Source organism: Pseudomonas fluorescens, assembly GCF_902498065.1.
Lineage (GTDB): Bacteria > Pseudomonadota > Gammaproteobacteria > Pseudomonadales > Pseudomonadaceae > Aquipseudomonas > Aquipseudomonas fluorescens_BJ.
Window position 1 is genome coordinate 1607623 of the sequence record NZ_CABVIR010000001.1, and the last position, 25692, is coordinate 1633314.

Sequence of the window (25692 nt, forward strand, 5' to 3'; positions counted from 1 at the left end):
CACCTCGCGATATGGTCTTATTGAGTTGCCGACACCTTAGCAAAAAGCGACTGGCAGACCTAGCGGCAAGCGTCATATAAAAAGTATCAATACGTCTGGAAAGGCTTGTCTTATGCGTGTTTCAGCGATACGAGGTATCGACATCTCGCTGCATTCTCAGGAAACACTCATCTTTGCCTGCCACTGTCAGGCCCTTTCGCTCGTATAACGCTTTCGCCGGATTATTTTCAAAAACCGTCAGGCGCAATGCCGGGCGTCGCTCCTTGCGCGCCATTGCCAATACCTGATCGATCGCCCAGGAACCGGCACCCTGCCCCCGGAACGCTTCGAGCACATGCAACTCTCGGATGTACAACGCCCTCGCATCTCGACTCAGGCTCACATAACCCAGCCGCCTGTCACCCCGGACGATCAGCCAGTTTTCCCGCCCCGCCCAGGCCACATCGAAAGCCTCGTCCTGCCACAGCAGATCGTGCTGAATGTAATAGCGGAGCATGGTTTTACAGGTCAGTTCACGAGCAAAGTCGAGGTCCCGCGACGTCGCTGGACGTAATTCGAACCCCATCAAGCCTCCGCAACGGCGGCGACTCGCCCCGTCCAGCCGTCAACATCGCGGCTTGCAACGACCAGGAAATTGCCAGTGCCGGGGGCGACGGCAATCAGCGAACCGTCCGACGCCCAGATCGCGCTGCGTCCTGCCGACTCCCAGCCCCCCGTCGCGCCGCCATGGTTGGCCATCAGTACCGCCATCGAGTGCGTGACGGCATAGCCTTGCAACAATGCAGTATCGGGGGCGTAACCGTTTCCGGTGATCAGCACGCCGGCGGCATAAATGTCCGCGCCCTGCTGTGCCGCTGCGGCCGCATGGCTGGCGTGGGAAAAATCGGCGCACACCGCCAGGGCGACCGTGTCGTCGCCGAGGGTCAGGGTCGAACCGCCGGTGCCCGGTGAAAAAGCGACTTCCTCGCCGGGATGCAGATGCTGTTTGCTGTAGACACCGAGTGAACCATCGGCGCCCAGTACCAGTGCCCCAATCAACACTGGCGAATTCTCCGACAGACGAATAGGCATCCCGACCACAGTCGTTACGCCGATTTCCTGCGCAAAATCCCGTAGTGGTTGCAGCACAGTGTCCTCCGGTACAACGGCCAGTTCAGCCGCCAGCCCACGCTCATACCCGGTCAGCGACAGTTCCGGAAACACCAGCAACTGTACGCCCTGCTCCGCCGCCGCCTGCATGAAGCGTTGATGCCAGGCGAGATTGGCGGCAAGGTCCCCCGCGATAGAGATCGATTGAGCGGCAGCGATGGTCAGAGGCGTCATGGTTCGTCCTTGCGACGTGGTGTTTTTGTTTAAAGGGCGAGTGTGTCACAACCCTCGACGCACTCAAGCGATAGAAAACGCCACGACTGATCGATAGCAATTTGTGATTGAATCCGTGTACCGGCCTCTAGTAAGCTCGGCGCATCCATCGGAGACAGACCATGTTCAACACCCTCTCACAGCTTCGTTCCGCCAGCGCCCCGCGCTCGGTTGCGGCTGCCCGGGTGAACGACGTCTGCGCTCCGGTCAGCTTTTATTTTGGGTATTGGTTTAGCCACTGGCGCGCCTGATACCCACACGGCGCCCACTTTAAACGGGTCGCCACCAGAGAATTCTCAACCCCCGGTCGGCTTCCCGACCGGGGGTTTTGTTTTTTCAGCCCCGCACTTTTTAGCAACAGCCAGACACTTTGAGGATTTACGACATGAACTACGCCACTTATTACCGTCACGACAGTTTTACCGCCTGGCGATTTACCAGCCTCCGCTCGGGACAGCCTGCCGCCTCCGATCGGTCACCCACAGGTGGCAAGCAGCACACACACGCAGCCAACCCGGCCAATTGTCGAACACCCCAGTAGGGCCGAGCGCGCGGGAACAAACCCGCCGCCGCCCAGGAAGCCTGAACATGAACTCGTCCGTATCTGCTTTGCCGCTGTCCACCCTGAGCCCTGCCAATGAAGCGCTGACCCTGCGCCTGCCGAGCTCGTTGCAACTCAAACAGCAACTGCCCCTCAGCAACGCCCTGACCCGGCAAGTCGCTGCCCACCGCGATGCGGTCCGCGCGATTCTCAACGGTGAAGACTCCCGTTTGCTGGTCATCGTCGGCCCTTGCTCGATTCACGATCCGCAGTCCGCCCTCGAATACGCCAGTCACCTCGCCCGCCTCGCCGCCGACGTCAGCGATGAAATGCTCCTGGTGATGCGCGCCTACGTCGAAAAACCCCGCACCACCATCGGCTGGAAAGGCCTGGCCTACGATCCGCACCTGGACGGCAGCGATGACATGGCGGGTGGCCTGACCCTGTCCCGGGAGCTGATGCGCGAAATGCTTCGACTCGGCCTGCCGATTGCCACCGAACTGTTGCAACCGATGGCCGCCGGTTACTTCGACGACCTGCTCAGTTGGGTTGCCATTGGCGCCCGCACCACCGAATCGCAGATCCACCGGGAAATGGCCAGCGGCCTGAACATGCCTGTCGGCTTCAAGAACGGCACCGATGGCGGCGTCGGTGTTGCCAGTGACGCCATGCGCTCCGCTGCCCATCCGCATCGGCATTTCGGTGTCGACAGTCAGGGACATCCGGCGATCATTCAGACCCCGGGCAATCCCGATACCCATCTGGTACTGCGCGGCGGCCATCGCGGCCCGAACTACGATCGCGACAGCGTCGCCCAGGTGAACAGCGATCTACTCAAACTGAAGATCCCGGCCCGGATCATGGTCGATTGCAGCCACGCCAACAGCGGCAAAGACCCGTTGCGGCAGCCGGCGGTGTTCAACGATGTGCTTGAGCAGCGCCTTCAAGGTGATCGATCGTTGATCGGAATGATGATCGAGAGCCATTTGTTCGAGGGTTGCCAGCCGTTGAGCCCGACGATGAAGTACGGCGTATCGGTCACGGATGGCTGCCTTGGCTGGGACGGGACGGAGGCGTTGTTGCGTTCGGCGGCGGATCGGTTGCGGGCGGTACGCGGCTGATAGGCAAATGACATTTCGGAGGTAGGGCATTGCAGAACTCTGCGCTACCTCCGATTAAAGGACGTCCGGACATTCCGAAAAAAGCCTCCTGCTTATTCGAATATTCGTACCTTACCTATTCCGTTCTTCACCCATTTACAGCGGCTTTTTCATACATCGCGCAAACGTCCGAGTGCTTTAGAGTGAGGCCCAAGCACATCCACGAACTCCCGCGAAAAGGTAAGAACATGCAAAGGAATGCAAGCACTCTCTATCCCATCCTGCTGGTTCACGGCCTGTTCGGTTTCGACCGGATCGGCCCGTTCGAGCTCTTCCAGGACATCAAGCAAGCACTGCGCAGCGACGGCGCCAGGGTGTTCATACCTCACCTGTCGGCGACCCACACCAACGAAGCACGCGGTGAACAGCTTTTGGCCCAGATCGAACGGGTGCTGGAAGGCACCGGTGCAGAAAAAGTCAACCTGATCGGGCACAGCCAGGGGGCACTGGCCGCACGTTACGCCGCCGCGATAGCGCCGCAAATCGTAGCCTCGGTGACGTCGGTCAGCGGACCGAACCACGGTTCGGAACTGGCAGATTTCCTGCGTAAGACACTGACGCCCGGACGCCTGCCGGAACAGGCCGCCGAAGCGGTCGTCAGCTTGTTCGCCGATTTCCTGTCATTGCTGAGTGGCAACCCGCAACTGCCGCAGAACGCTATCGCTGCGTTGAATGCGCTGACCACCGAAGGAGTCTACGCGTTTAATGAGAAATACCCCCAGGGCCTGCCAAAAACCTGGGGCGGCAAGGGTCGGGAACGGGTCAACGGGGTTCGCTACTATTCCTGGAGCGGCACGTTGCAAGGGTCCATTCTCGATGAGGGACTCAATGCACTCGACCCGCTGAACGGGTTCTCACGGGCCTTTTCTCGCTATTTCACCACCGAAGCCGAGCAGAACGACGGCATGGTCGGACGTTTCAGCTCCCATTTGGGCAAAGTGATCCGTTCCGATTACCCGCTCGATCATCTGGACAGCATCAACCAGACAGCCGGTCGGGTACGCAAAGGCATCGACCCGATTGATTTGTATGTGCAACACGCCGAACGCCTGAGAAAGGCTGGCCTGTAAGCATTGGAAGGAACTTTGAGAAGAAATGGACCACTGAATCCGGTAGGCTCCGCACTTTACTGAACATTGAAAGGAGTATTTCCCATGGCTAAAGCCACTGCCCGTCACATCCTGGTTTCCAGCGAAGACAAGTGCAACGAACTCAAAACCCAAATCGAGGCTGGCGCCGACTTCGCTGAAGTTGCCAAAGCCAACTCCACTTGCCCGTCGAGCCGTCAGGGCGGTGACCTGGGTTCGTTCGGTCCGGGCCAGATGGTCAAGGAATTCGACACCGTGGTCTTCAGCGCACCGATCAACGTCGTGCAAGGCCCAGTCAAGACTCAATTCGGTTACCACTTGCTTGAAGTGACCAGCCGTCAGGACTAAGTAATTCGCGAAGTTTCACGCACAACGGCCCGCCTTATGGTGGGCCGTCGTGTTTCGGGTACGTGATACGGCTGGCGAGGGACGCGCCGCTAGCGTACAAATTGCGGTTATCGATTACCCGGCTCTAAGGCTGACAATGCGACTGGCTTTCCCTACTTTGCTGTTCACTGCCGTGGCCCTGTTGTTGGGCGCCGCCGGTGTGAACGCCGCACCGCAACATGCGCTGACCGTCTATGGCGAGCCAGCGAAATACCCTGCCGGCTTCAGTCATTTTGCCTACACCAATCCGCAAGCGCCAAAGGGCGGGACAATGCGTCGCTCGGCGATCGAGATCGGGCATTTCGATCATGTCCTGCCTTATATAGACAAAGGCATCGGCGTGACGCAGATCGACGGTTTGATCTATTCGCCGCTGGCCCAGCGCTCGCTGGACGAGCCTTACACCGTTTATGGCCTGGTAGCGCAGAAGATGGAGCGCTCCGAAGACGGTTTGTCCCTGCGTTTCTACCTCAACCCCAAGGCCCGCTTCGCCGATGGCAAGCCGATCACCGCCGAAGACGTGCGCTACACCTTCGACCTGCTGATGACCCAGGGCAGCCTGCGATATCGCACCCAGTTCGCCGACGTCAAAGGCGTCGAGGTGGAATCGCCGGGCACCGTTCGTTTCGACTTCAAGACCAACGAAAACCGCACCCTGCCCCTCGACATCGCGACTTTGCCGGTATTTCCCGAGCATTGGTGGAAAACCCGCGACTTCGCCAGCGGCGGTGGTTACGAGCCCCCCTTGGGCAGCGGCCCGTACAAGGTGGGCAAGGTCGATTCCGGACGCAGTATCACCTTCGAACGCAATCCGGACTGGTGGGGCAAGGACTTGCCAGTCAGCCGTGGGCTCTACAATTTCGATCACTTCAGCATCGAGTATTTCGGTGATACCGATGTGGCGCGTCAGGTGTTGCGCGGCGGAGCCTACGACTACAACCGTGAATTCTCCGCCACCGGTTATTCCATCGGCTACGAAGGCCCGGCCCTCAGCGACGGTCGCCTGCAAAAGTCGCACCTGGCCAGAGAAGCGCCGCAGTCGGCCCAGGGCTTTGTGTTCAATCTGCAAAATCCGATGTTCCAGGACCGCCGTGTCCGTCAGGCGCTGGTGATGCTGTGGGATTTCGAATGGAGCAACCGGCAGATGATGCGCGACCTCTATATCCGCCAGCAGAGCTTCTTCTCCAACACCGCCCTCGCCGCCCGCAGCCTGCCGGACGCCGCCGAACTGGCGATTCTTGAACCCCTGCGCGGACAGATCCCCGACGAAGTATTTACCAAAGTCTTCGAAGCACCGAAAACCGACGGCAGTGGCGTGATCCGCGACAAACAACTGCAAGCGCTGGATTTGCTCGAACAGGCCGGCTGGACACCCGATGGCGATCAACTGGTGAATGCCGAGGGCAAGCCGCTGAGCTTCACCTTCCTGGTCAGCCAGAACGGCATGGACCGTTTGCTGCTGCCCTACAAGCGCACGCTGAAGCAGATCGGCATCGACCTGAACATCCGCCGAATCGACTCCTCGCAGTACGTCAATCGCCTGATGTCCCGGGATTACGACATGATCGTCACCGGCTACCCGGTCACCACGTCGCCGGGCAACGAGTTGAACAATTACTTTGGTTCGGCAGCGGCCAACGATCCGGGCTCCAACAACTACATGGTGTTGAAGAATCCGGCGGTCGATACGCTGGTCAACGGCCTCGTCCGCGCCACCACCCAGGCCGACATGTTGCGCTACGCCCATGCCCTCGACCGGGTACTGCAATGGAACTACTACTGGATTCCCAACTATTACCCGCCGGGCAGTTCAACCGTGTGGTGGAACCGTTTCGGCATTCCCAGCGTGCAAGCGGCCAATGACGAAGCCATCGAGAGTTGGTGGGAAGTGAGCACCACCCCGCTGACCAATCAACAGATGACTGCCGAACTGATCAAGCGCGGCAAACCCGGAGGGCCGCACTGATGTGGGCTTATATTCTGCGGCGCCTGCTGCTGATCATTCCGACGCTGGTGATCATTCTGCTGGTCAACTTCGTCATCGTTCAGGCCGCACCGGGCGGACCGGTGGAACAGGCGATCGCTCACTTGCAAGGCATCGGCGGGGCCAGCGTGGGCGGCGGTTCCAGCGAGGTCATGAGCGGCAGTTCGCGAGCCAGTCGCGGCCTCGACCCGCAACTGATCAAGGAAATCGAAAAACAGTACGGCTTCGACAAACCGGCGTACGAGCGTCTGTGGCTGATGCTCAAAAGTTATGCGCAACTGGATTTCGGCAAGAGCTTTTTCCGCGGCGCCACGGTCACCGACCTGATTCTCGAAAAAATGCCGGTGACCATTTCCCTCGGGCTCTGGGCCACGCTGATCACCTACCTGGTGTCGATCCCGCTGGGCATACGCAAAGCCGTGCACCACGGCAGCCATTTCGACATCTGGAGCAGCACCGCGATCATCATTGGCTACGCGATGCCGGCGTTCCTGTTTGCGATGTTCCTGATCGTCGTGTTTGCCGGAGGCACGTCGCTGAACTGGTTCCCGGTGCGTGGCCTGGTCTCGGACAACTTCGAATCGCTGTCCACCGTGGGCAAGATCGCCGACTACTTCTGGCACCTGGTATTACCCGTCACAGCGCTGGTCATCGGTGGATTTGCCACATTGACCATCCTGACCAAAAACTCCTTCCTCAATGAAATCACTCGCCAGTACGTGGTCACGGCGCGGGCCAAAGGCATGAGTGAACGCCGCGTGCTGTACGGCCACGTGTTCCGCAACGCCATGCTGCTGGTGGTGTCGGGCATTCCTCAGGCGTTCATCAGCGTGTTTTTTGCCGGCTCGCTGCTGATCGAGGTGATCTTTTCCCTCGATGGCCTGGGCCGCATGAGTTACGAAGCCGCGGTGTCGCGGGACTATCCGGTGGTGTTCGGTTCGCTGTTCATCTTCACGCTGTTCGGCCTCCTGATAAAACTGGTCGGCGACCTGTGCTACACGCTGGTCGACCCGCGTATCGACTTCGCCGCGAGGAACGCCTGATGCTCAAGCTTTCGCCGTTGGCGCGCCGCCGTTTCGAACGATTCAAGAAAAACCGCCGTGGCTGGTGGTCGCTGTGGTTGTTTATCGGCCTGTTTATGCTGACCCTCGGCGGCGAGCTGATCGCCAACGACAAACCGCTGGTGGTCAGTTATCAGGGCTCGCTGTACTTCCCGGCCTTCAAGCGCTACACCGAGCAGGAATTCGGCGGGCAACTGCCGTTCCAGGCGGACTACCGCAGCGACTATGTTCAGAAGCTGATCAAAAAGGACGGCGGCTGGTTACTGTTCCCGCCGATTCCATTCAGCGACGACACGCCCAACTATGACTTGAACAAACCCGCGCCGAGCCCGCCGTCGAATGTCAATTGGCTGGGCACCGACGACCAGGCGCGCGACGTGTTGGCGCGGGTGATATTTGGCGCACGGGTGTCGATTCTGTTTGCACTGATGCTGACCGTTGTCAGCGCACTGATCGGCATCGCCGCCGGGGCGCTTCAAGGCTATTACGGCGGCTGGGTCGACCTGATCGGTCAGCGCTTGCTGGAAGTCTGGTCGGGATTGCCGGTGTTGTACCTGCTGATCATCCTGTCGGGGTTCGTCGAGCCGAATTTCTGGTGGCTACTGGGGATCATGGCGTTGTTTTCCTGGCTGGCGCTGGTGGACGTGGTGCGTGCCGAGTTCCTGCGCGGGCGCAACCTCGAATACGTCAAAGCCGCACGGGCACTGGGCCTGACCGACCGCAAAGTCATCGTTCGGCACATCTTGCCGAACGCGATGAACGCGACGCTGAGTTACCTGCCGTTCATTTTGACCGGGGCCATTTCGACGCTCACCGCGCTGGACTTCCTCGGTTTCGGCATGCCGGCCGGCAGTGCCTCGCTGGGCGAACTGATCGGTCAGGGCAAGCAGAACCTGCAAGCACCGTGGCTGGGGCTGACCGCGTTTTTCACCCTCGCGCTGATCCTTTCTTTATTGGTGTTTATCGGCGAGGCGTTGCGAGATGCCTTTGACCCTCGATCCTGACGCGGACTGTTGATATGAGTAACAACCTGATCGAAATCCGTGACCTCTGCGTGGCCTTCAGTGGCCAGGCCGTGGTGCGTAACCTGTGTCTGGACATCCGCCCCGGTGAATGCCTGGCGCTGGTGGGTGAGTCGGGTTCCGGCAAATCGGTGACCGCGCACTCGATCCTGCAATTGCTGCCCGAGACCGGCACCGAAACCACCGGCAGCATCCGCTATCGTGGCAAGGAGCTGCTCGGCGCCTCTTCGAAGGTGTTGCGGGAGTTGCGCGGCAACCGCATCGCGATGATCTTCCAGGAACCGATGACCTCGCTCAATCCGCTGCACAGCATTGAAAAGCAGATCGGCGAAACCCTGCTGTTGCACAAGGGCCTGACCGGTAAAGCGGCACAGGCACGGATTCTTGAGTTGCTGCACCTCGTGGGTATCCAAAAGCCCAAAGAACGGCTCAAGGCCTATCCGCATCAGCTTTCCGGCGGCCAACGGCAACGGGTCATGATCGCTATGGCGCTGGCCTGCGAACCGGAGTTGCTGATCGCCGACGAGCCCACCACCGCGCTCGACGTCACGGTGCAGCGCAAGATCCTGATCCTGCTCAAATCCCTGCAACAGCGGCTCGGCATGTCATTGCTGCTGATCAGCCACGACCTCAATCTGGTGCGCAGCATCGCTCAGCGCGTGTGCGTGATGAAGGCCGGGGAAATCGTTGAACAAGCGCCGTGCGAAACGCTGTTCACCGAGCCGAAACATCCCTACAGCTGCGTGCTGCTCAATGCCGAACCGGAAGGCGAAGCCCTGCCCCGGGACCCACGCGAGAACGTTCTGGAAGTGGAAAATCTTTCCGTGCGTTTTGCCCTGAGCGGCGGACTGTTCCAGCGCAAAACGTATTTGCACGCGGTGGATGGCATCAGCCTGAATGTCCAGCGCGGCAAGACGCTGGGCATTGTCGGTGAATCCGGTTCCGGCAAATCCACACTGGGCCAGGCGATCCTGCGCCTGCTCGATTCCGAAGGCAGTATTCGTTTTCAGGGTGAAGCGCTGGACGGTTTGACACAAAAGCAGCTGCGGCCATGGCGCAAGAAAATGCAGGTGGTGTTCCAGGACCCCTTCGGCAGCCTGAGTCCGCGGATGTCCGTGGCGCAGATCATCAGCGAAGGCCTTGAGGTTCACAGCCAATTGACGGCGGACGAATGCAAGGCCGAAGTGATTCGCGCACTGCAGGAAGTCGGCCTCGACCCGCAAAGTCGCCATCGCTACCCCCACGAGTTCTCCGGCGGCCAACGCCAACGCATCGCCATCGCTCGGGCGCTGGTGCTGAAACCGGCGCTGATCCTGCTGGACGAACCGACCTCGGCGCTGGACCGCACCGTGCAGAAGCAAGTGGTCGCGCTGTTGCGCCAACTCCAGGAAAAGCACGGCCTGACGTACCTGTTTATCAGCCACGACCTGGCGGTGGTGCGCGCCCTCGCCCACGACATGATCGTGATCAAGGACGGCAAAGTGGTGGAAAGCGGTGCCAGCCACGATGTGTTTGATTCGCCGCAGCATCCGTACACCAAAGAGCTGTTGGCGGCGGCGCATCTGCAGTCGGCATAATCCTGTCGTTGAACCGCGTAGCGGCCATCGCGAGCAGGCTCGCTCCCACAGGGGATTTGTGAACGACACAGATCTACTGTGGGAGCGAGCCTGCTCGCGAAGACGCCCGCGAAGACACCAAACCTTTTGGATATGACACTCATGAACACCACCGAAAGCCTCAAGGATTACCAGCGCGTTCGCCTGTTGGCGATCCGCTCCCTGTTCGAGATCATTGAGCAGTCCAGCGAAGGCACGGTGATTGTCGATCGCGACGCGAACATCGTCTGGATGAACGAGCGTTACGCCCGACGCTTCGGTCTCGAATCGGCGGAAGTGGCGATTGGCAAGGCCTGCGAAAGCGTGATCCCCGGCAGCCTGCTACGGGAAGTGGTGCGCACCGGCCGACCGATTCTGCTCGACATGCAGGACACGCCCAAAGAACCCTTGGTGGTGATGCGCCTGCCAATCCACGACGATGCCGGCGTGGTGATCGGTGCGATTGGTTTTGCGCTGTTCGACGAGTTGCGCAGCCTGTCGCCGATGCTCAAGCGCTACATGAGCATGCAGGAGGAACTGGCCTCCACCCGCTCGCTGCTGCGCGCAAGGCAAACCAAGTACAACTTTGCACACTTTATTGGTACCAGCGCCGCCAGCCTCGAAGTCAAACGCCGCGCCCGGCGCAGTGCCAGTGCTGATTCTCCGGTGTTGCTGCTGGGCGAAACCGGCACCGGCAAAGAATTGCTGGCCCAGGCGATTCATGGCGCATCACCCCGTGCGCACAAGGCGTTCGTCAGCATCAACAGCGCAGCGATTCCCGAGGCGCTGCTCGAGGCCGAATTCTTCGGCACCGCCCCTGGCGCGTTTACCGGTGCCGATCGCAAGGGTCGTGTCGGCAAGTTGCAGATTGCACAGGGCGGCACGTTATTCCTCGATGAAATCGGCGACATGCCGCTGCCGCTGCAAAGCAAGCTGCTGCGGGTGCTGCAGGAAAAGGAATTCGAACCGGTCGGGTCCAACGAAGTGATTCAGAGCGATGTGCGGGTGATCGCCGCGACCTCCACCGACCTTGAAGCCGCGATTAAACACGGCGAGTTTCGCGCCGACTTGTATTACCGCCTCAATGTGCTGCCGATCCAGGTCCCGCCGCTGCGTGATCGCCTCGATGATTTGCCGGCGCTCAGTGAAGCCATCCTTGAGGAGTTGCGCAGTCAGCACGAACTGAACCGCGAGGCGCTGGAGCTGCTGGCTCAACACGCCTGGCCGGGGAACATTCGCGAGTTGCGCAACGTGCTCGAACGGGCGGCGTTGCTCAGTGACAACCTGATGCTGAATGCGCAGGATATCCGCGCTGCGATTGGTACGTTAACGCCGGTCGAACGCACGGCGCCCTCAATGATTGAATCGGTTGTACATGAGACCTTCAGCGAGGCTCGTGAACGATTTGACCGGCAACTGATTGAATCCGCCCTCGCGCAATGCGGGGGCAAGGTGATTGAAGCAGCGGCTCGGTTGGGGCTTGGGCGGTCGACGTTGTACAAGAAGATGGTGGCACTGGGGATTGCAGAGTCTCCATAAAGAGACATACATCTCCATTGTTAGACAGACCAGCGCGAGCAGGCCCGCTCCCACAGGTTATGCATTTCACCAGAGAAATTCGGTCAACTGTGGGAGCGAGCCTGCTCGCGATGAGGTCACACTGCCAGCACACGTCTCACATCAGAGACTATCAATCGTCCCCCTACATAACAAACTCAAGAAATATCCTTATATTTCAATATGTTGCATGTCTGGCACGAAACTCGCTAAAGCCCTCCCCCACACAGCTTCACCCCACAAAAATAACAATCCAGGAGACACACCATGAGTGTGATCATTGCCTTGGCAGCCCTCGCGCTGCTGATGCTCGCGGCCTACCGTGGCTACAGCGTTATCCTCTTTGCCCCGATTGCCGCCCTCGGCGCCGTTCTGCTCACCGACCCGTCCGCCGTCGCTCCCGCTTTCACCGGGGTGTTCATGGAGAAAATGGTCGGCTTCATCAAACTGTATTTTCCAGTGTTCCTGCTCGGTGCGGTGTTCGGCAAGCTGATTGAGTTGTCGGGTTTCTCGCGCTCCATCGTTGCGGCAGCGATTCGCTTGCTCGGCACCCGTCAGGCAATGCTGGTGATCGTGCTGGTCTGCGCCCTGCTCACTTACGGCGGCGTGTCGCTGTTTGTGGTGGTGTTTGCGGTCTACCCGTTCGCGGCCGAGATGTTCCGCCAGAGCAATATTCCCAAGCGGTTGATCCCGGCGACCATTGCCCTCGGTGCCTTCTCGTTCACCATGGATGCCCTGCCCGGCACCCCGCAAATCCAGAACATCATCCCCAGCACTTTCTTCAACACCACCGCGTGGGCGGCGCCGTGGCTGGGTTTGATCGGCTCAATCTTCGTGGTCTGCGCCGGCATGCTGTTTCTGCAGCGCCAGCGCAACAAGGCTCAGACTTCGGGTGAAGGCTACGGCACCGAACTGCGCAACGAGCCGGAAACCGCCGCCGATATCAAGCTGCCAAATCCGTGGATCGCGCTGTCGCCGTTGCTGGCCGTTGGCATCATGAACCTGCTGTTTACCCAATGGATTCCCCAGTGGTACGGCAAGACCCACAGCCTCGCGCTGCCGGGGATGGCTGCACCGGTGACCACCGAAGTCGCCAAACTCACAGCCATCTGGGCGGTTCAGGCAGCGTTGCTGGTCGGCATCATCATGGTGCTGGTGTTCGGCTTCCAGGCGATTCGCGGCAAGTTGGCCGAAGGCAGCAGAAGTGCGGTCAGCGGTTCATTGCTGGCAGCGATGAACACGGCGTCGGAATACGGCTTTGGTGCGGTGATCGCCTCGCTGCCGGGCTTCCTGGTGCTGGCCGACTGGCTCAAAAGTATTCCCAACCCGCTGGTCAACGAAGCGATCACCGTCACCTTGCTGGCCGGCATCACCGGCTCCGCATCGGGCGGCATGAGCATCGCTCTGGCGGCCATGGCCAATGACTTCATCGCCGCGGCCCATGCGGCCAACATCCCTCTGGAAGTGCTGCACCGGGTGGCCGCGATGGCCAGCGGCGGCATGGATACCCTGCCGCACAACGGCGCAGTCATCACCTTGCTGGCGGTGACCGGCCTGACCCACCGCGAAGCCTACAAAGACATTTTCTGTATTACGCTGATCAAGACCCTGGCGGTTTTTGTGGTGATCGGTACTTTCTACGCCACTGGCATTGTGTGAGGTATTCATGACGACTCTTTCGGGCAAGACCGCTCTGGTCACTGGTTCCACCAGCGGCATCGGCCTGGGCATCGCCCTCAGCCTGGCCAAGGCTGGCGCGAACCTGATTCTCAACGGTTTCGGCGATGCCTCCACAGTGATTGCCGAGGTCGAACAGTTCGGCGGCAAGGTCGGTCATCACCCCGCCGATGTCAGCGACCCGGCGCAGATTGCCGACATGATCGCCTACGCCGAGCGTGAGTTCGGCGGCGTGGACATTCTGGTCAACAACGCCGGCATTCAGCACGTGGCGGCGGTGGAAGATTTTCCCGTGGAGCGCTGGGACTCGATCATTGCAATCAACCTGTCGTCGGTGTTTCACAGCACCCGTTTGAGCCTGCCGGGTATGCGCGCCAAGGGTTGGGGCCGGGTTATCAATATCGCCTCGGTGCATGGCCAGGTGGGATCGGTGGGTAAGGCGGCCTACGTCGCGGCCAAGCACGGGGTGATCGGTCTGACCAAAGTGGTCGGCCTGGAAACAGCCACCACCAATGTGACTTGCAACGCAATCTGTCCTGGCTGGGTGTTGACGCCGTTGGTGCAGAAGCAGATCGACGACCGCATCGCCAAAGGGGTTGATCCGCAGCAGGCGCAGCACGATTTGCTGGCTGAGAAACAGCCGTCGCTGGAGTTCGTCACGCCGCCGCAATTGGGTGAACTGGTGCTGTTCTTGTGCAGCGAGGCCGGCAGCCAGGTGCGCGGTGCGGCGTGGAATATTGATGGTGGGTGGTTGGCGCAGTGATTGGGCGATAGACCGTGTAATCGTTCATCGCCGGCAAGCCGGCGATTGGATCTCGAAATAGAAAAAGAAGAGGCAAAAAATGTCCGACATCCTCTGGCAACCTGACCCCAAACGCATCGCCAAAACCCGCATGGAGGCCTTTCGGCGCTTTATCAATCAGCGACATCACCTCGATATCGCCGACTATGCCGATCTGCATCAATGGTCCATTGATCAGCGGGTCGACTTCTGGCAAGCCATCGTCGACTTCTTTGATATCCGCTTCCACGATCAACCCGACGCGGTTCTGATCGAAGGCGAGCACATGCCCAGCGCGCAGTGGTTTCCCGGTGCAACGCTGAACTTCGCCGAGCACTTGTTGCGCCGTCGTGACGATGCCGTCGCCGTGGTCGCCATCGGCGAGAACGGCCAACGCGAACAACTCACCTGGGCCGAATTGGCCGAGCATGTCGCCGGTTTCCAGAACAGCCTGATCGCCGCCGGTGTCGGCCTCGGCGACCGCGTCGCCGCGTGCATGCCGAACACCTGGCAAACCCTGGTCGCCATGCTAGCCACTACCAGCCTCGGGGCCATCTGGTCCTGCTCCTCGCCGGATTTCGGCACCCAGGGCGTCATCGACCGCTTCGGCCAGATCGAACCGAAGGTGCTGATCACCTGCGCCGGTTACCGTTATGCCGGCAAAGACATCGACCAACGCGCCAAGGTCAACGAAATCCTTGAACGCCTGCCCTCCCTGCAACAGCTGATCGTGGTGCCTTACGCGCAACCACAGGCGCACGTCGAAGACTTCCATACCCAGGCGAACGTGACACTTTGGGATGAGTTCTACGCACCAGGCGGTGAGCCGGATTTTGTCGCCGTACCCTTCGCCCATCCGCTGTACATCCTCTATTCCAGTGGCACCACCGGCGTGCCCAAATGCATCATCCACAGCACCGGCGGCGTGCTGCTGCAACACGTCAAGGAACACGGCCTGCATTGCAATCTCGGGCCCGGCGATCGGTTGTTTTACTACACCACCTGCGGCTGGATGATGTGGAACTGGCTGGTGTCGGCCCTGGCGGTGGACAGCGCCGTCGTACTGTACGACGGCTCGCCGTTTCATCCCGGTCCGGAGCGCTTGATCGACCTGATCGACGACGAGCGCATCAGCGTGTTCGGCACCAGCCCCAAATACCTCGCGAGCTTGGAAAGCAACAGCGTGAAGCCGCGGCAAACTCATGATCTGGGCAGCCTACAAACGCTGCTGTGCACCGGTTCTGCGCTGTCGCCGCAAAGCTACGACTACGTCTACCGCGACCTCAAGGCCGACGTGTGCCTGGCGTCGATGTCCGGTGGCACCGACATCGTTTCATGCTTCGTGAACGGCAATCCGTTGTTGGCCGTGCGTCGCGGCGAAATCCAGGGCAAGAGCCTCGGTATGGCCGTCGAGGTCTGGAACGATGCCGGTCTTGCGGTCATTGGCGAAAAGGGCGAACTGGTCTGCACCCGACACTTCCCGGCCATGCCCGTCGGCCTGTGGAATGACCCGACCGGGGAAAAGCTGCGCGCGTCTTACTTCAGCCTGTTCCCCGAAGTCTGGGCCCAGGGCGATTACGCCGAACAACTGGCTCACGGCGCGATGATGATCCATGGGCGTTCCGACGCGGTCCTCAACCCTGGCGGCGTGCGCATCGGCACGGCGGAGATTTACCGTCAGGTGGAAAAAGTCCCGCAGGTTATCGACAGCGTGGCCATCGGTCAGCAATGGCAGGACGACGTGCGGGTGGTGTTGTTCGTACGGTTGGCCGAGGGGGTCGAACTGGACGAAACACTGCAACAGCAGATTCGCCAGGTCATCCGCGCCAACACCACGCCGCGCCACGTACCGGCGAAGATTGTCGCGGTGACCGACATTCCGCGTACGATCAGCGGCAAAGTGGTCGAGTTGGCGGTGAGGAATGTGGTGCAGGGCGAACCGGTGAAAAACACCGATGCGCTGGCCAATCCCGAAGCGTTGGAACAATTCCGCAATCGCCCTGAGCTCAACACCTGAAACACGCCCCTTTGCAGGAGCCGGCGCCTGCAAAGGGGGATGTGGGTCAGTCCATCAGGCCCCATTCGCCGGGCGGAGCATGGGGGCCGGGTGACGCGTCGGCATGCAGCTTCAGCCGCAGGCGCAAGTTGTTCACCGAGTCCGCATGTTTCAACGCCTCTTCTTCGTCGATCGCGCCTTCGATCACCAATGCATACAGCGCGCAATCGAACGTCTGCATGCCCTGCTCCGTCGACTTTTCCATGATCCCTTTGAGCTCGTCGAATTCATTGCGCCGTATCAGGTCGCCAATGGTCGGCGTGCCCAGCATCACCTCTACCGCCGCCCTGCGTTGTCCGTCACGGGTGCGCACCAGACGTTGGGAAACGAACGCTTTAAGATGGTTGCCCAGGTCATGCAGCAGTTGTGTCCGCCGTTCTTCCGGGAACAAATTGATAATGCGATCCAGCGCCTGATGGGCGTTATGAGCATGCAAGGTGGAAATCACCAAATGCCCGGTGTCGGCAAACGCCAGCGCGTGTTCCATGGTCTCGCGATCGCGGATCTCACCAATCAGCACCACGTCGGGCGCCTGGCGCAAGGTGTTTTTCAACGCGGCATGAAAACTGCGGGTATCGACGCCGACCTCGCGCTGATTGATGATCGATTTTTTGTGCCGGTGGATGTACTCGATCGGGTCTTCGATGGTGACAATATGGCCGCTGCTATGGCGGTTGCGGTAATCGATCAACGCCGCCAGTGAGGTAGACTTGCCCGAGTCGGTGGCGCCGACGAACAGCATCAGCCCTTGTTTGAGCATCACCGTTTCCAGCAGCACGGGGGGCAACTTGAGGTCTTCGAAGCGCGGAATGTCGAGTTTGATGTTGCGCACCACAATCGACACATCGTTGCGTTGCTTGAAAATATTGACCCGAAAACGCCCGACACCCGCCAAAGAGATCGCCAGGTTCATCTCCAGCTCCCGATCGAACTCCAGTCGCTGTTCGGCGTCCATGATGGACGCGGCCATGGCGGCAATTGCCCCCGGTTTGAACGGCTGGTCAGTCAAGGGTTTGAGCACACCGTCAATCCGTGCGCAGGGTGGCGCGCCGGTGGACAGGTACAGATCGGACCCTTCCTGGCTGGACAGGGTATTCAACAGCGCATCGATTTCCATGGCAAAAAGCACCCGCGAAGCATTCAATGAACAGAAATGACCCAAAAAACCGGTCATTCAGCGCCTACCCCCCTAGGATAGTAGACGCCGCTACACCGACCGACATGCAGGACACCGTGATGAACGCAGCACCCACCCGCAGCGATGCCCAGGCCTTGATTGCCAGACTGGACTGGTCGAGCACCCCGCTCGGCGCCGCCAGTGCCTGGCCGCAGAGCCTGCGCACAGCGGTGGACATCGTGATTCACTCACCGATGCCGATGCTGCTGCTCTGGGGGCCGGAACTCACACAGATCTATAACGATGGCTTCGCATTACTGGCCGGCAGCAAGCATCCACACGCTTTCGGACAACCAACGCACCAGATCTGGCCAGAACTCAAAGACTTTACCGACCCGATTTACAGCGCCGTCCTACAAGGCCAGGTGCGGACCTACAGCGAACAGCGCTTCACCCTGCAACGCGACGGGGATGATTCCGACTTCTGGCTGGATTTGACCTACAGTCCGATCCGCGATGAACGCGCCGAGGTCGCCGGGATTCTGGTCACGGCCATCGAAACCAACGAACGCCGACGCATCGCCCTTGAACTGGAGCAGCGTTCGGCGGCCAGCCTGAAAGCTCAGCGCGAGACCGAGGAACGCCTGCAACTGGCGCTGGCCGCCACCGACGCTGTCGGCACCTGGGACTGGGACATCAGCGAAGACCGCTTCATCGCCGACGCGCATTTCGCCCAATTGCACGGCATCGACCCGCTACTCGCCAGTCAGTTGCCCATCAGTGCTTATCTCGAAGCGGTGCACCCGGAAGACCGATCGATGGTCACTCGCGGCATCAAGCAGTGCATTACCCACGGCAGCGAATACGCCGAGGAATATCGCCTGTTGCAACCCGACGGCCAGTTGCACTGGGTGTTTGCCCGGGGCCGTTGCTACAAGGACCACCATGGCCGGCCGATCCGTTTCCTCGGCGCCGCGCTGGACCTGACCGAACGAAAACACATCGAACAAGCCTTGCGCCAGAGTCAGACCGAGCTGCAACTGATCATCAACGCCATGCCGATCCTGATCAGTTACGTCGACAGCGAAGAACGCTTTCGCCTGAACAACGCGGCGTACCTCGACTGGTATGGCCTGACACCTCAGGAGCTTTACGGTCGGACCATTCATGAGGTGCTGGGGGAAGAAGCCTACGCCTTGCGCGCCGAATACATCGCCGATGCGCTGGCGGGCAAAACCTGCTGTTTCAGCATCAGCACGCCGCATCGTGACGGCGGCACCCGTCAGGCCTTGATGAATTATCTGCCGCGCCACGGGTCGGATGGTGCGGTGAACGGTTTCTACATCTTCGTGATCGACGAAACCGAGCGCAAACAGACCGAAGAAGCCTTGCGCAACCTCAACGAAACCCTTGAGGAACGCGTCGCCGCCCGTACCCAGCAATTGGCCGAAGCCAACCAGCGCTTGCAAAACGAAATGTTCGAACGCGAGCGTGCCGAAGACGCCTTGCGCCATGCGCAAAAAATGGAAGCGGTCGGCCAGCTCACCGGCGGTATCGCCCATGACTTCAACAACATGCTCACCGGGATCATCGGCAGCCTTGACCTGATGCAGCGCTACATCGCCGATGGGCGTGCCGCCGAGATCGGCCGTTTCACCGAAGCGGCGGTGTCCTCAGCCCACCGCGCGGCCGCCCTGACTCATCGCCTGCTTGCCTTCTCCCGGCGCCAGTCGCTGGATCGCAAGCCGCTGAACGCCAACGAGCTGATTCATTCTCTGGAAGACTTGCTCAGCCGCACCAAGGGCGATCACATCGAACTGAAACTGCAATTGGCCGATGAAGCCTGGCCGGTCAGCACCGACGTCAGCCAACTGGAAAACGCTCTGCTCAACCTCGTAATCAATGCGCGTGATGCCATGCCTGATGGCGGCGAGTTGCGCATCGAAACCGCCAATGTCTATCTGGACAGCAGTGACATCAACATTCTGGAACCGGTCAAGGCCGGGGATTATCTGATGATCGCCGTCAGTGACAACGGCACCGGCATGACCCCCAAAGTGTTGGCCAAGGCGTTCGATCCATTCTTCACCACCAAACCAATCGGTCAGGGCACGGGGCTGGGTTTGTCGATGATCTACGGTTTTGCCCAGCAGTCGGGCGGCCACGTGAGCTTGTTCAGCCTGCCCGGCCAGGGCACCAGCGTGCGTTTGTTCTTGCCGCGGTTGCAGGGAGTGGACCAGGAAGATGTGCGATCACCGGTCATCGGCGAGGCGCCCTCCGCGATAGCCGGGGAAACCGTGGTGTTGGTGGAAGATGATCCGGCAGTGCGCATGCTGGTGTTTGATCTGCTCAAGGAGCTGGGATATCGCGCCCACGAGGCCGAGGATGCGAAGACCGCCCTGCCCCTGCTCGAATCCGGTCTGCGGATCGATCTGCTGGTGACCGATGTCGGGCTGCCGGGCATGAACGGTCGGCAACTGGCAGAAATCGCCCGGCAGCACCGTCCCGAGCTCAAAGTGCTGTTCATGACCGGTTACGCGGAAATGGCCACCGAGCGCCAGGGCTTTCTCGAGGAAGGCATGGACATGGTGGCCAAACCGTTTTCGGTTGACCTGCTGGCCAACAAGATTCGCACGATGATCGGCCAACCCGAGTGAGTTAAGGCATAATCGCGCGCCCCGCTGGCCCCCACATAGCCACCACCGTTGCAAGGTACTGCCAATGAAAGCTCAAGCCCGCCATATTCTGGTGAAAACCTCGGAAGAAGCCGAGCAACTCAAACAACGCATCGCCAAGGGCGAAGCCTTCGATGTGCTGGCCAAGAAATATTCCACCTGCCCGTCCGGCAAGCGCGGCGGTGATCTCGGTGAAGTCCGGCCCGGGCAGATGGTCGGCGTGATTGATGCGGTGATTTTCAAAAAGCCGTTGCGGGTGGTGCATGGGCCGATCAAGAGCAAGTTCGGGTATCACTTGGTGCAGGTGTTTTATCGCGATTGATGGGTTGGCTTGAGGGCCTCATCGCTGGCAAGCCAGCTCCCACAGGATTTGCGTTGACCACGCATTTGCGTACGACACAACCCTTGTGGGAGCTGGCTTGCCAGCGATCCGGTGGCGCAGCCAGCGGCCATTCAACCCTTATCGGGGAATCAACGCCCCCGGCACCTGAATCACCCGACTCGCCAACCGATGCCCGGCCTGCGCCGCCTCGACCGGGCTGCCGCCCTTGAGCCGACTGGCCAGGTACGCCGCACTGAACGAATCCCCCGCCGCCGTGGTGTCCACCACCCGCTCGACGCGCTGCGCCGGCACCTCGAACGACTCACCCTCACAGCGAATCAGGCAGGCTTCGGCGCCGCGCTTGAGCACCACTTCCGGCGTGCCCACTTGCTCGTAAGCGGCGAACACTGCATCGCAATCGGAAAAATGGAACAGCGCCTGTTCGTCATCGACAGTCAGCAACGCCAGGTCGATATACGGCAACACGCTGCGATACGCCGCCCGAGCCTCCTCGATCGACGCCCACAGACGTGGCCGGTAGTTGTTATCAAACACAATCCGCGCATCGCGCTGCCGCGCTTCGATCAGGGTTTCCAGCAACTTCTCCCGACCTTGCACGCCGAGCACCGCCAGGGTGATGCCGCTGAAGTACAGCACGTCGTAATCCGGCAGCGCCGCGAGAATCGGCGCGGCGGATGGCGTGGTAAAGCAATCGCGAACGGCGGCCTCGTTGCGCCAATAGAGAAAACGCCGTTCACCGGCGGCGTCGGTCTGGATGCAGTACAAACCGGGCAAGCGACCGGGTAAACGCTGGACCCTGTCCAGGCCAATGTTTTCGGCGGCCCAGCTTTGGCACATGGCATCGCTGAAACTGTCATCGCCCAGTGCGGTGACGTAATCCACCGAACCGGCCGTGCCCAGCTCCCGAGACAGGTAGACCGCCGTGTTCAAGGTGTCGCCGCCGAAGCTCTGTTGCAGACTGCCGTCGGCGCGGTGTTGCAACTCGATCATGCATTCGCCGATCAGGGCGATGCGCGGGATGTTGGGGCCGAGGGTGTTGATGGTGTTCATTATTGTGGTGTCTCAGATCGTTCGATGGTGTCTGGGCGGGCCTCATCGCGGGCAAGCCCGCTCCCACAGTTTTTGATGTGACTGCAATTTATGGCAACTCGCAACCCCCTGTGGGAGCGGGCTTGCCCGCGATAGCCGCACCTCGGTTTACCTTAGAAACAGGTTTCCATGGTTTCGATGACATTCAATTGCTCATCCACCAGACACCCCGTGCGCCACTTGTCGAACGTCAGGCACGGGTGCGAAGTCCCGAACGAAATAATGTCGCCCACCCGTAGTTCAACCCCCGGCGCCACGGTCATGAACGCATGCTGATCCATCACCGCCGTCACCTTGCAGGCGCTGACATCGTCGCCCTTCGCCGGCACCACACCGGCCTTGTAACGCAGCAACGGCACCGGCAGACCGGCGTCATACGCCACGTCGCGCTTGCCCAGAGCGATCACCGCAAAACCCGGCTCCGGCAACGATTGCACATGCGCCCAGACTTCCAGCGCCGGACGCAGGCCTTCGTGCAGGTCGCTGCGACGGTCAAGCACGCAACATTGCGCTTCTTTATAAATCCCATGGTCGTGAGCCACGTAACTGCCCGGGCGCAACACGCTGAGGAAACGGCCGCCAGCGTTCTGCGCTTCGAACGACTCGGCGATCAGGTCGTACCAGGCCGAGCCCGACGCCGTGATGATCGGCTTGCCAATGGCGAAGGCGCCGCTGTCCTGCAACTGCACCGCCAAGCGCACCAGCGAAGCGGCGAACTCACGAATGCCAGTGACCGCATGATCACCATGGATCACGCCTTCGTAACCTTCGATGCCCGTCAGCGCCAATGCCGGTTGGGCGCTGATGGCTTTGGCCAGGGCGATCACTTCCTCTTCGGTCCGGCAACCGCAACGGCCACCCACCACGCCGTATTCGATCATCACGTTCAGGCGCACACCGCACGAGGCGAAATACGCGCCGAGGTCAGCGACGTTGTCCGGATGATCGACCATGCAATGGAACTCGAAGGTCGGGTCCGCCAGCAGGTCGGCGATCAGCGCCATGTTCGGCGTACCGACCAATTGGTTGGCCATTAACACTCGACGCACGCCATGGGCGTATGCCGCGCGGGTTTGCGTGGCGCTGGCCAGGGTAATGCCCCAGGCACCGGCGTCCAGTTGGCGGCGAAACAATGCCGGAGTCATGCTGGTTTTGCCGTGAGGCGCGAGTTCGGCGCCGCTGTTGCTGACGAACGCCTGCATCCAGCGGATGTTGTGTTCCAGCGCCTCGCGATGCAGCACCAGCGCCGGCAGGCTGACGTCACGCACCAGGTGGGCACCGGTCTGGGCAAAGCCCTTTTCCACGGCAGCAGTATTTTGGGCAGAAGACATGGTCGAACTCCTCACATTTTCGCGGCCGCGAATAGCCGCTGTTATTCGTTGATGCGACGGGCCAGGCGGTTGGCGTTGTCGATCAACACCCGGCGATAGTCGTTGTAATGCGTCTTGGCATCGGCCCGCGGGGCAACGATGCACAGGGTCGCAATGGCCACGCCGTTCGGGTCTTTGACCGGGGCGGCGAAGCAATGGGTAAAGGTGTCGGCGACGCTATCAAAGGAGAAAAACCCGTCGATGCCGGCCTGACGGATTTCACCGAGAAACTGTTCCAGCGGCAGGCGTTCGCCGTTGGGCAGGATGAAGTCGTCGTGATCGATCAGGTCGATGATTTCCTGGTCGCTCAGATGCGCCAGCAACAGGCGCCCGGACGCGGTCCAGGGGATCGGCGCGTTCTCGCCGATGTCCGAGGAAATGCGGAAATGCCGCTCGCCCTCTTTCATCAATGCCACGGTGTATTTACGCCCGTTGAGCAGGCACATCTGCGCGGTTTCGTGGGTCTGGCTGACGATTTCCTGCAGAGCGTGATCAGCCTCGCGGGTCAGGTCGAAATGACGCAAATGCGCCTGCCCGAGGAAGTAGAGCTGACGGCCGAGGTAGACGTGACCGTCCTTGCCCACGGGCTCGAGGATCCGTCGTTCCAGCAGTGAAGCCACCAGTTCGTAGACCGTGGATTTCGGGCTGCCGATGCCACTGGCGATTTCATTTGGACGCAAGGGCTGGCCGATTTCCTTGAGGAAATCGAGGATATCGAACGCCCGGTCCAGACCGCGTGCCCGGCGCTTGATGGTGTCTTCGGTCATTTCAGTGGTTCCCATTAAAGTGCCGGGAGTTTAACCAGAGTGCGGTGGCGACTGTTAGGCCGCCATCGCTGGCAGGCCAGCTCCCACAGGGATGGAGAGTGTGTCTGCAATCTGTGGCAGCCCATAGAATCCTGTGGGAGCTGGCCTGCCAGCGATGGGCACGACTCGGTTCAGGCCTTTTTCTTGTACGCGACGCAGTCGATCTCGACCTTGCAGTCGACCATCATGTTCGCCTGCACACAGGCCCGGGCCGGCGCGTGTTCAGATTTGAAGTACTCGGAGAACACCTTGTTGAAACTGGTGAAATCCCGCGGATCCTCCAGCCACACCCCGGCACGCACCACATCTTCCAGGCCATAACCAGCCTCTTCGAGAATTGCGATCAGGTTCTTCATGGTCTGGTGGGTCTGCTCGACAATGCCGCCCACAATGATCTCGCCATCCACCGCAGGCACCTGGCCGGAAACATGCAGCCAGCCATCGGCTTCAACGGCGCGAGCGAATGGACGAGGCTGGCCGCCAGCGGCGGTGCTGCCGGTGCCGTAACGAGTAATGCTCATGAGTGTTTCTCCTGATTGAAAGGTGGACGTTTTAAAACCGCGTGTTCTTGAGAAATTCCGCAAGGCGCGGCGATTGCGGGCGTTCGAACAGCTCCTTGGGAGGCCCCTGCTCTTCGATCCGCCCCTGATTCATGAAAACGATCTTGTCCGAGACCTCGAACGCAAAACGCATCTCGTGGGTCACCAGCAACATGGTCATGCCTTCATCCGCCAGGCCCTTGATCACGTTCAACACTTCGCCCACCAGTTCCGGGTCGAGGGCCGATGTCACTTCGTCGAACAGCATCAGGCTCGGGTTCATCGCAATCGCCCGGGCAATCGCTACGCGCTGCTGCTGACCGCCGGACAACTGACCGGGATAGTGATCGCGGCGCTCCAGCAAACCGACGCGCTCGAGCCATTTTTCGGCGAGGGCGACGGCTTCGTCCTTGTGCAGCTTTTTCACCTTGAGCAAACCGAGGGTGACGTTCTGCAACGCGGTCAGGTGCGGGAACAGGTTGAACTGCTGGAACGCCATGCCGGTCATGGCGCGATGACGAGCGATGACTTTTTCCGGGTGGCGGACACGCTTGCCGTTGACCTCGTCATAGCCGATGGATTCGCCATCAAGCACGATCTGGCCGCCCTGGAATTCTTCGAGCATGTTTACGCAACGCAACAGCGTGGTTTTGCCCGAACCGCTCGAACCGATCAGCGTGACCACATTGCCGCGCTGCAGGGTCAGGTCGACGCCCTTGAGCACTTCGAGCTTGCCGTACTGTTTGTGCAGGCCGCGAATGTCCAGCAGGGCCTGAGCGTTTTGAGCATCTTTTACGTTAGAGAGCGAAGGTTGAGTCATGGCAAGGCCACCCGCTTTTCAATGTGCCGGCCGAGTAATTCGATGGCGTAGTTGATGACGAAAAACAGAAATCCGGCGAACAGGTAAAACTCCAGCGTCATGAACGTCCGGGCGATGATCTGCTGGGTGCTGAGCAGCAACTCGGCGACCCCGATCACCGACAGCAGCGTCGAGGCCTTGACGATCTCGGTCGAGGAATTGACCCACGTCGGCAAGATCTGCCGCAGCGCCTGAGGCAACAACACGTAACCGAGCGATTGATAAAACGTCAGGCCAATCGCCTTGCTCGCCTCCATCTGACCGCTGGGCAAAGCTTGCAGAGCACCGCGCACAATCTCGGCGACGTGCGAGCCGCAAAACAGCGTCAGCCCCAAGGCACCGGCCTGGAACGCACTGATCTGCCAGCCCAGTGCCGGCGCCATGTAGAAGCACGCGAGCACCAATACAAACACCGGCGTGCCGCGAATAATGTCCACATAAAAACGGAACGGCGCGCGCATCCAGAATTTGCCGTAGGTCAGCACCAGACCCGCGACGATACCGACCATCGTGCCCAGCAAAATCGCCAGGGCCGAGACCTGCACACTGGTCAGGAAGCCTTGCCACAACACTTCACGGGCGACCCATAACTCATGCATCCAACTGGGTGATTCGTACATGAG

At 60.3% G+C, this 25692-nt stretch carries 22 protein-coding genes; 13 read left to right on the forward strand and 9 right to left on the reverse strand.

The window, feature by feature from the left end; genetic code table 11:
* Positions 1 to 121: 121 nt before the first annotated feature.
* Both F8N43_RS07560 and F8N43_RS07565 read right to left on the reverse strand, forming a co-directional pair.
* Positions 122 to 565, reverse strand: coding sequence for a GNAT family N-acetyltransferase (locus F8N43_RS07560; RefSeq protein ID WP_150630027.1), 444 nt, complete (start codon positions 563 to 565; stop codon positions 122 to 124).
* On the reverse strand, positions 565 to 1323 hold the full coding sequence (locus tag F8N43_RS07565) for a carbon-nitrogen hydrolase family protein (protein ID WP_150653516.1): 759 nt from the start codon (positions 1321 to 1323) through the stop codon (positions 565 to 567). The genes F8N43_RS07560 and F8N43_RS07565 overlap by 1 nt, the downstream gene beginning before the upstream one ends.
* Positions 1324 to 1950: 627 nt before the next feature.
* Between F8N43_RS07565 and F8N43_RS07575 the strand changes: the two genes are divergently transcribed.
* The 11 genes from F8N43_RS07575 (at position 1951) to F8N43_RS07625 (ending at position 16232) form a co-directional block, all read left to right on the forward strand.
* Entirely contained in the window at positions 1951 to 3024 is a 1074-nt protein-coding gene (locus tag F8N43_RS07575; protein WP_150630030.1) for a 3-deoxy-7-phosphoheptulonate synthase, read from the forward strand.
* 227 nt (positions 3025 to 3251) lie between these two features.
* Complete coding sequence (locus tag F8N43_RS07580; RefSeq protein WP_150639055.1) at positions 3252 to 4133, forward strand: esterase/lipase family protein; 882 nt, start codon at positions 3252 to 3254, stop codon at positions 4131 to 4133.
* Between the two features lie 84 nt (positions 4134 to 4217).
* Positions 4218 to 4499, forward strand: a complete 282-nt coding sequence (locus F8N43_RS07585; protein WP_150630034.1) for a peptidylprolyl isomerase — start codon at positions 4218 to 4220, stop codon at positions 4497 to 4499.
* A 136-nt stretch (positions 4500 to 4635) separates the two neighbouring features.
* The gene (locus F8N43_RS07590) at positions 4636 to 6504 is read left to right on the forward strand and encodes an extracellular solute-binding protein (protein ID WP_150639056.1); all 1869 of its coding nucleotides are present in this window, start codon (positions 4636 to 4638) and stop codon (positions 6502 to 6504) included.
* The gene (locus F8N43_RS07595) at positions 6504 to 7565 is read left to right on the forward strand and encodes a microcin C ABC transporter permease YejB (RefSeq protein ID WP_150653517.1); all 1062 of its coding nucleotides are present in this window, start codon (positions 6504 to 6506) and stop codon (positions 7563 to 7565) included. The genes F8N43_RS07590 and F8N43_RS07595 overlap by 1 nt, the downstream gene beginning before the upstream one ends.
* The gene (locus tag F8N43_RS07600) at positions 7565 to 8587 is read left to right on the forward strand and encodes an ABC transporter permease (protein ID WP_150630039.1); all 1023 of its coding nucleotides are present in this window, start codon (positions 7565 to 7567) and stop codon (positions 8585 to 8587) included. Before F8N43_RS07595 ends, F8N43_RS07600 begins: the two co-directional genes overlap by 1 nt.
* A 14-nt stretch (positions 8588 to 8601) precedes the next feature.
* The gene (locus F8N43_RS07605) at positions 8602 to 10182 is read left to right on the forward strand and encodes an ABC transporter ATP-binding protein (protein ID WP_150630041.1); all 1581 of its coding nucleotides are present in this window, start codon (positions 8602 to 8604) and stop codon (positions 10180 to 10182) included.
* A 141-nt stretch (positions 10183 to 10323) separates the two neighbouring features.
* Complete coding sequence (locus F8N43_RS07610; protein WP_150653518.1) at positions 10324 to 11739, forward strand: sigma-54 interaction domain-containing protein; 1416 nt, start codon at positions 10324 to 10326, stop codon at positions 11737 to 11739.
* A 285-nt stretch (positions 11740 to 12024) separates the two neighbouring features.
* Positions 12025 to 13416, forward strand: coding sequence for a GntP family permease (locus F8N43_RS07615; protein WP_150630045.1), 1392 nt, complete (start codon positions 12025 to 12027; stop codon positions 13414 to 13416).
* A gap of 7 nt (positions 13417 to 13423) precedes the next feature.
* Positions 13424 to 14197 (forward strand): 3-hydroxybutyrate dehydrogenase, encoded by a 774-nt coding sequence (hbdH, locus tag F8N43_RS07620; protein WP_150630047.1) that lies wholly within the window; start codon positions 13424 to 13426, stop codon positions 14195 to 14197.
* Positions 14198 to 14276: 79 nt separating this feature from the next.
* Positions 14277 to 16232 carry an acetoacetate--CoA ligase gene (locus tag F8N43_RS07625; protein WP_150653519.1) on the forward strand — a complete coding sequence of 652 codons (1956 nt, stop codon included), beginning with the start codon at positions 14277 to 14279 and terminating at the stop codon, positions 16230 to 16232.
* A 46-nt stretch (positions 16233 to 16278) separates the two neighbouring features.
* Here F8N43_RS07625 and F8N43_RS07630 read toward each other — a convergent pair whose 3' ends face one another.
* The gene (locus F8N43_RS07630) at positions 16279 to 17388 is read right to left on the reverse strand and encodes a PilT/PilU family type 4a pilus ATPase (protein ID WP_150630088.1); all 1110 of its coding nucleotides are present in this window, start codon (positions 17386 to 17388) and stop codon (positions 16279 to 16281) included.
* A gap of 119 nt (positions 17389 to 17507) precedes the next feature.
* Between F8N43_RS07630 and F8N43_RS07635 the strand changes: the two genes are divergently transcribed.
* Both F8N43_RS07635 and F8N43_RS07640 read left to right on the forward strand, forming a co-directional pair.
* Complete coding sequence (locus F8N43_RS07635) at positions 17508 to 20045, forward strand: PAS domain-containing protein (RefSeq protein ID WP_150639061.1); 2538 nt, start codon at positions 17508 to 17510, stop codon at positions 20043 to 20045.
* 64 nt (positions 20046 to 20109) lie between these two features.
* The gene (locus F8N43_RS07640; RefSeq protein ID WP_007898282.1) at positions 20110 to 20385 is read left to right on the forward strand and encodes a peptidylprolyl isomerase; all 276 of its coding nucleotides are present in this window, start codon (positions 20110 to 20112) and stop codon (positions 20383 to 20385) included.
* A gap of 138 nt (positions 20386 to 20523) precedes the next feature.
* Here the strand turns inward: F8N43_RS07640 and F8N43_RS07645 are convergent, their stop codons facing one another.
* The 6 genes from F8N43_RS07645 to F8N43_RS07670 form a co-directional block, all read right to left on the reverse strand.
* On the reverse strand, positions 20524 to 21456 hold the full coding sequence (locus F8N43_RS07645; RefSeq protein ID WP_150630051.1) for a sugar kinase: 933 nt from the start codon (positions 21454 to 21456) through the stop codon (positions 20524 to 20526).
* Between the two features lie 152 nt (positions 21457 to 21608).
* Complete coding sequence (locus F8N43_RS07650; protein ID WP_150653520.1) at positions 21609 to 22826, reverse strand: amino acid deaminase; 1218 nt, start codon at positions 22824 to 22826, stop codon at positions 21609 to 21611.
* A gap of 41 nt (positions 22827 to 22867) precedes the next feature.
* A complete protein-coding gene (locus tag F8N43_RS07655; protein WP_008033782.1) occupies positions 22868 to 23632 on the reverse strand; it encodes an IclR family transcriptional regulator in 765 nt (254 codons plus the stop codon).
* 170 nt (positions 23633 to 23802) lie between these two features.
* Positions 23803 to 24192 (reverse strand): RidA family protein, encoded by a 390-nt coding sequence (locus tag F8N43_RS07660; RefSeq protein ID WP_150630055.1) that lies wholly within the window; start codon positions 24190 to 24192, stop codon positions 23803 to 23805.
* Positions 24193 to 24223: 31 nt separating this feature from the next.
* On the reverse strand, positions 24224 to 25030 hold the full coding sequence (locus F8N43_RS07665; protein ID WP_150639063.1) for an amino acid ABC transporter ATP-binding protein: 807 nt from the start codon (positions 25028 to 25030) through the stop codon (positions 24224 to 24226).
* On the reverse strand, positions 25027 to 25689 hold the full coding sequence (locus tag F8N43_RS07670; protein ID WP_150630059.1) for an amino acid ABC transporter permease: 663 nt from the start codon (positions 25687 to 25689) through the stop codon (positions 25027 to 25029). The genes F8N43_RS07665 and F8N43_RS07670 overlap by 4 nt, the downstream gene beginning before the upstream one ends.
* Positions 25690 to 25692: the final 3 nt, after the last annotated feature.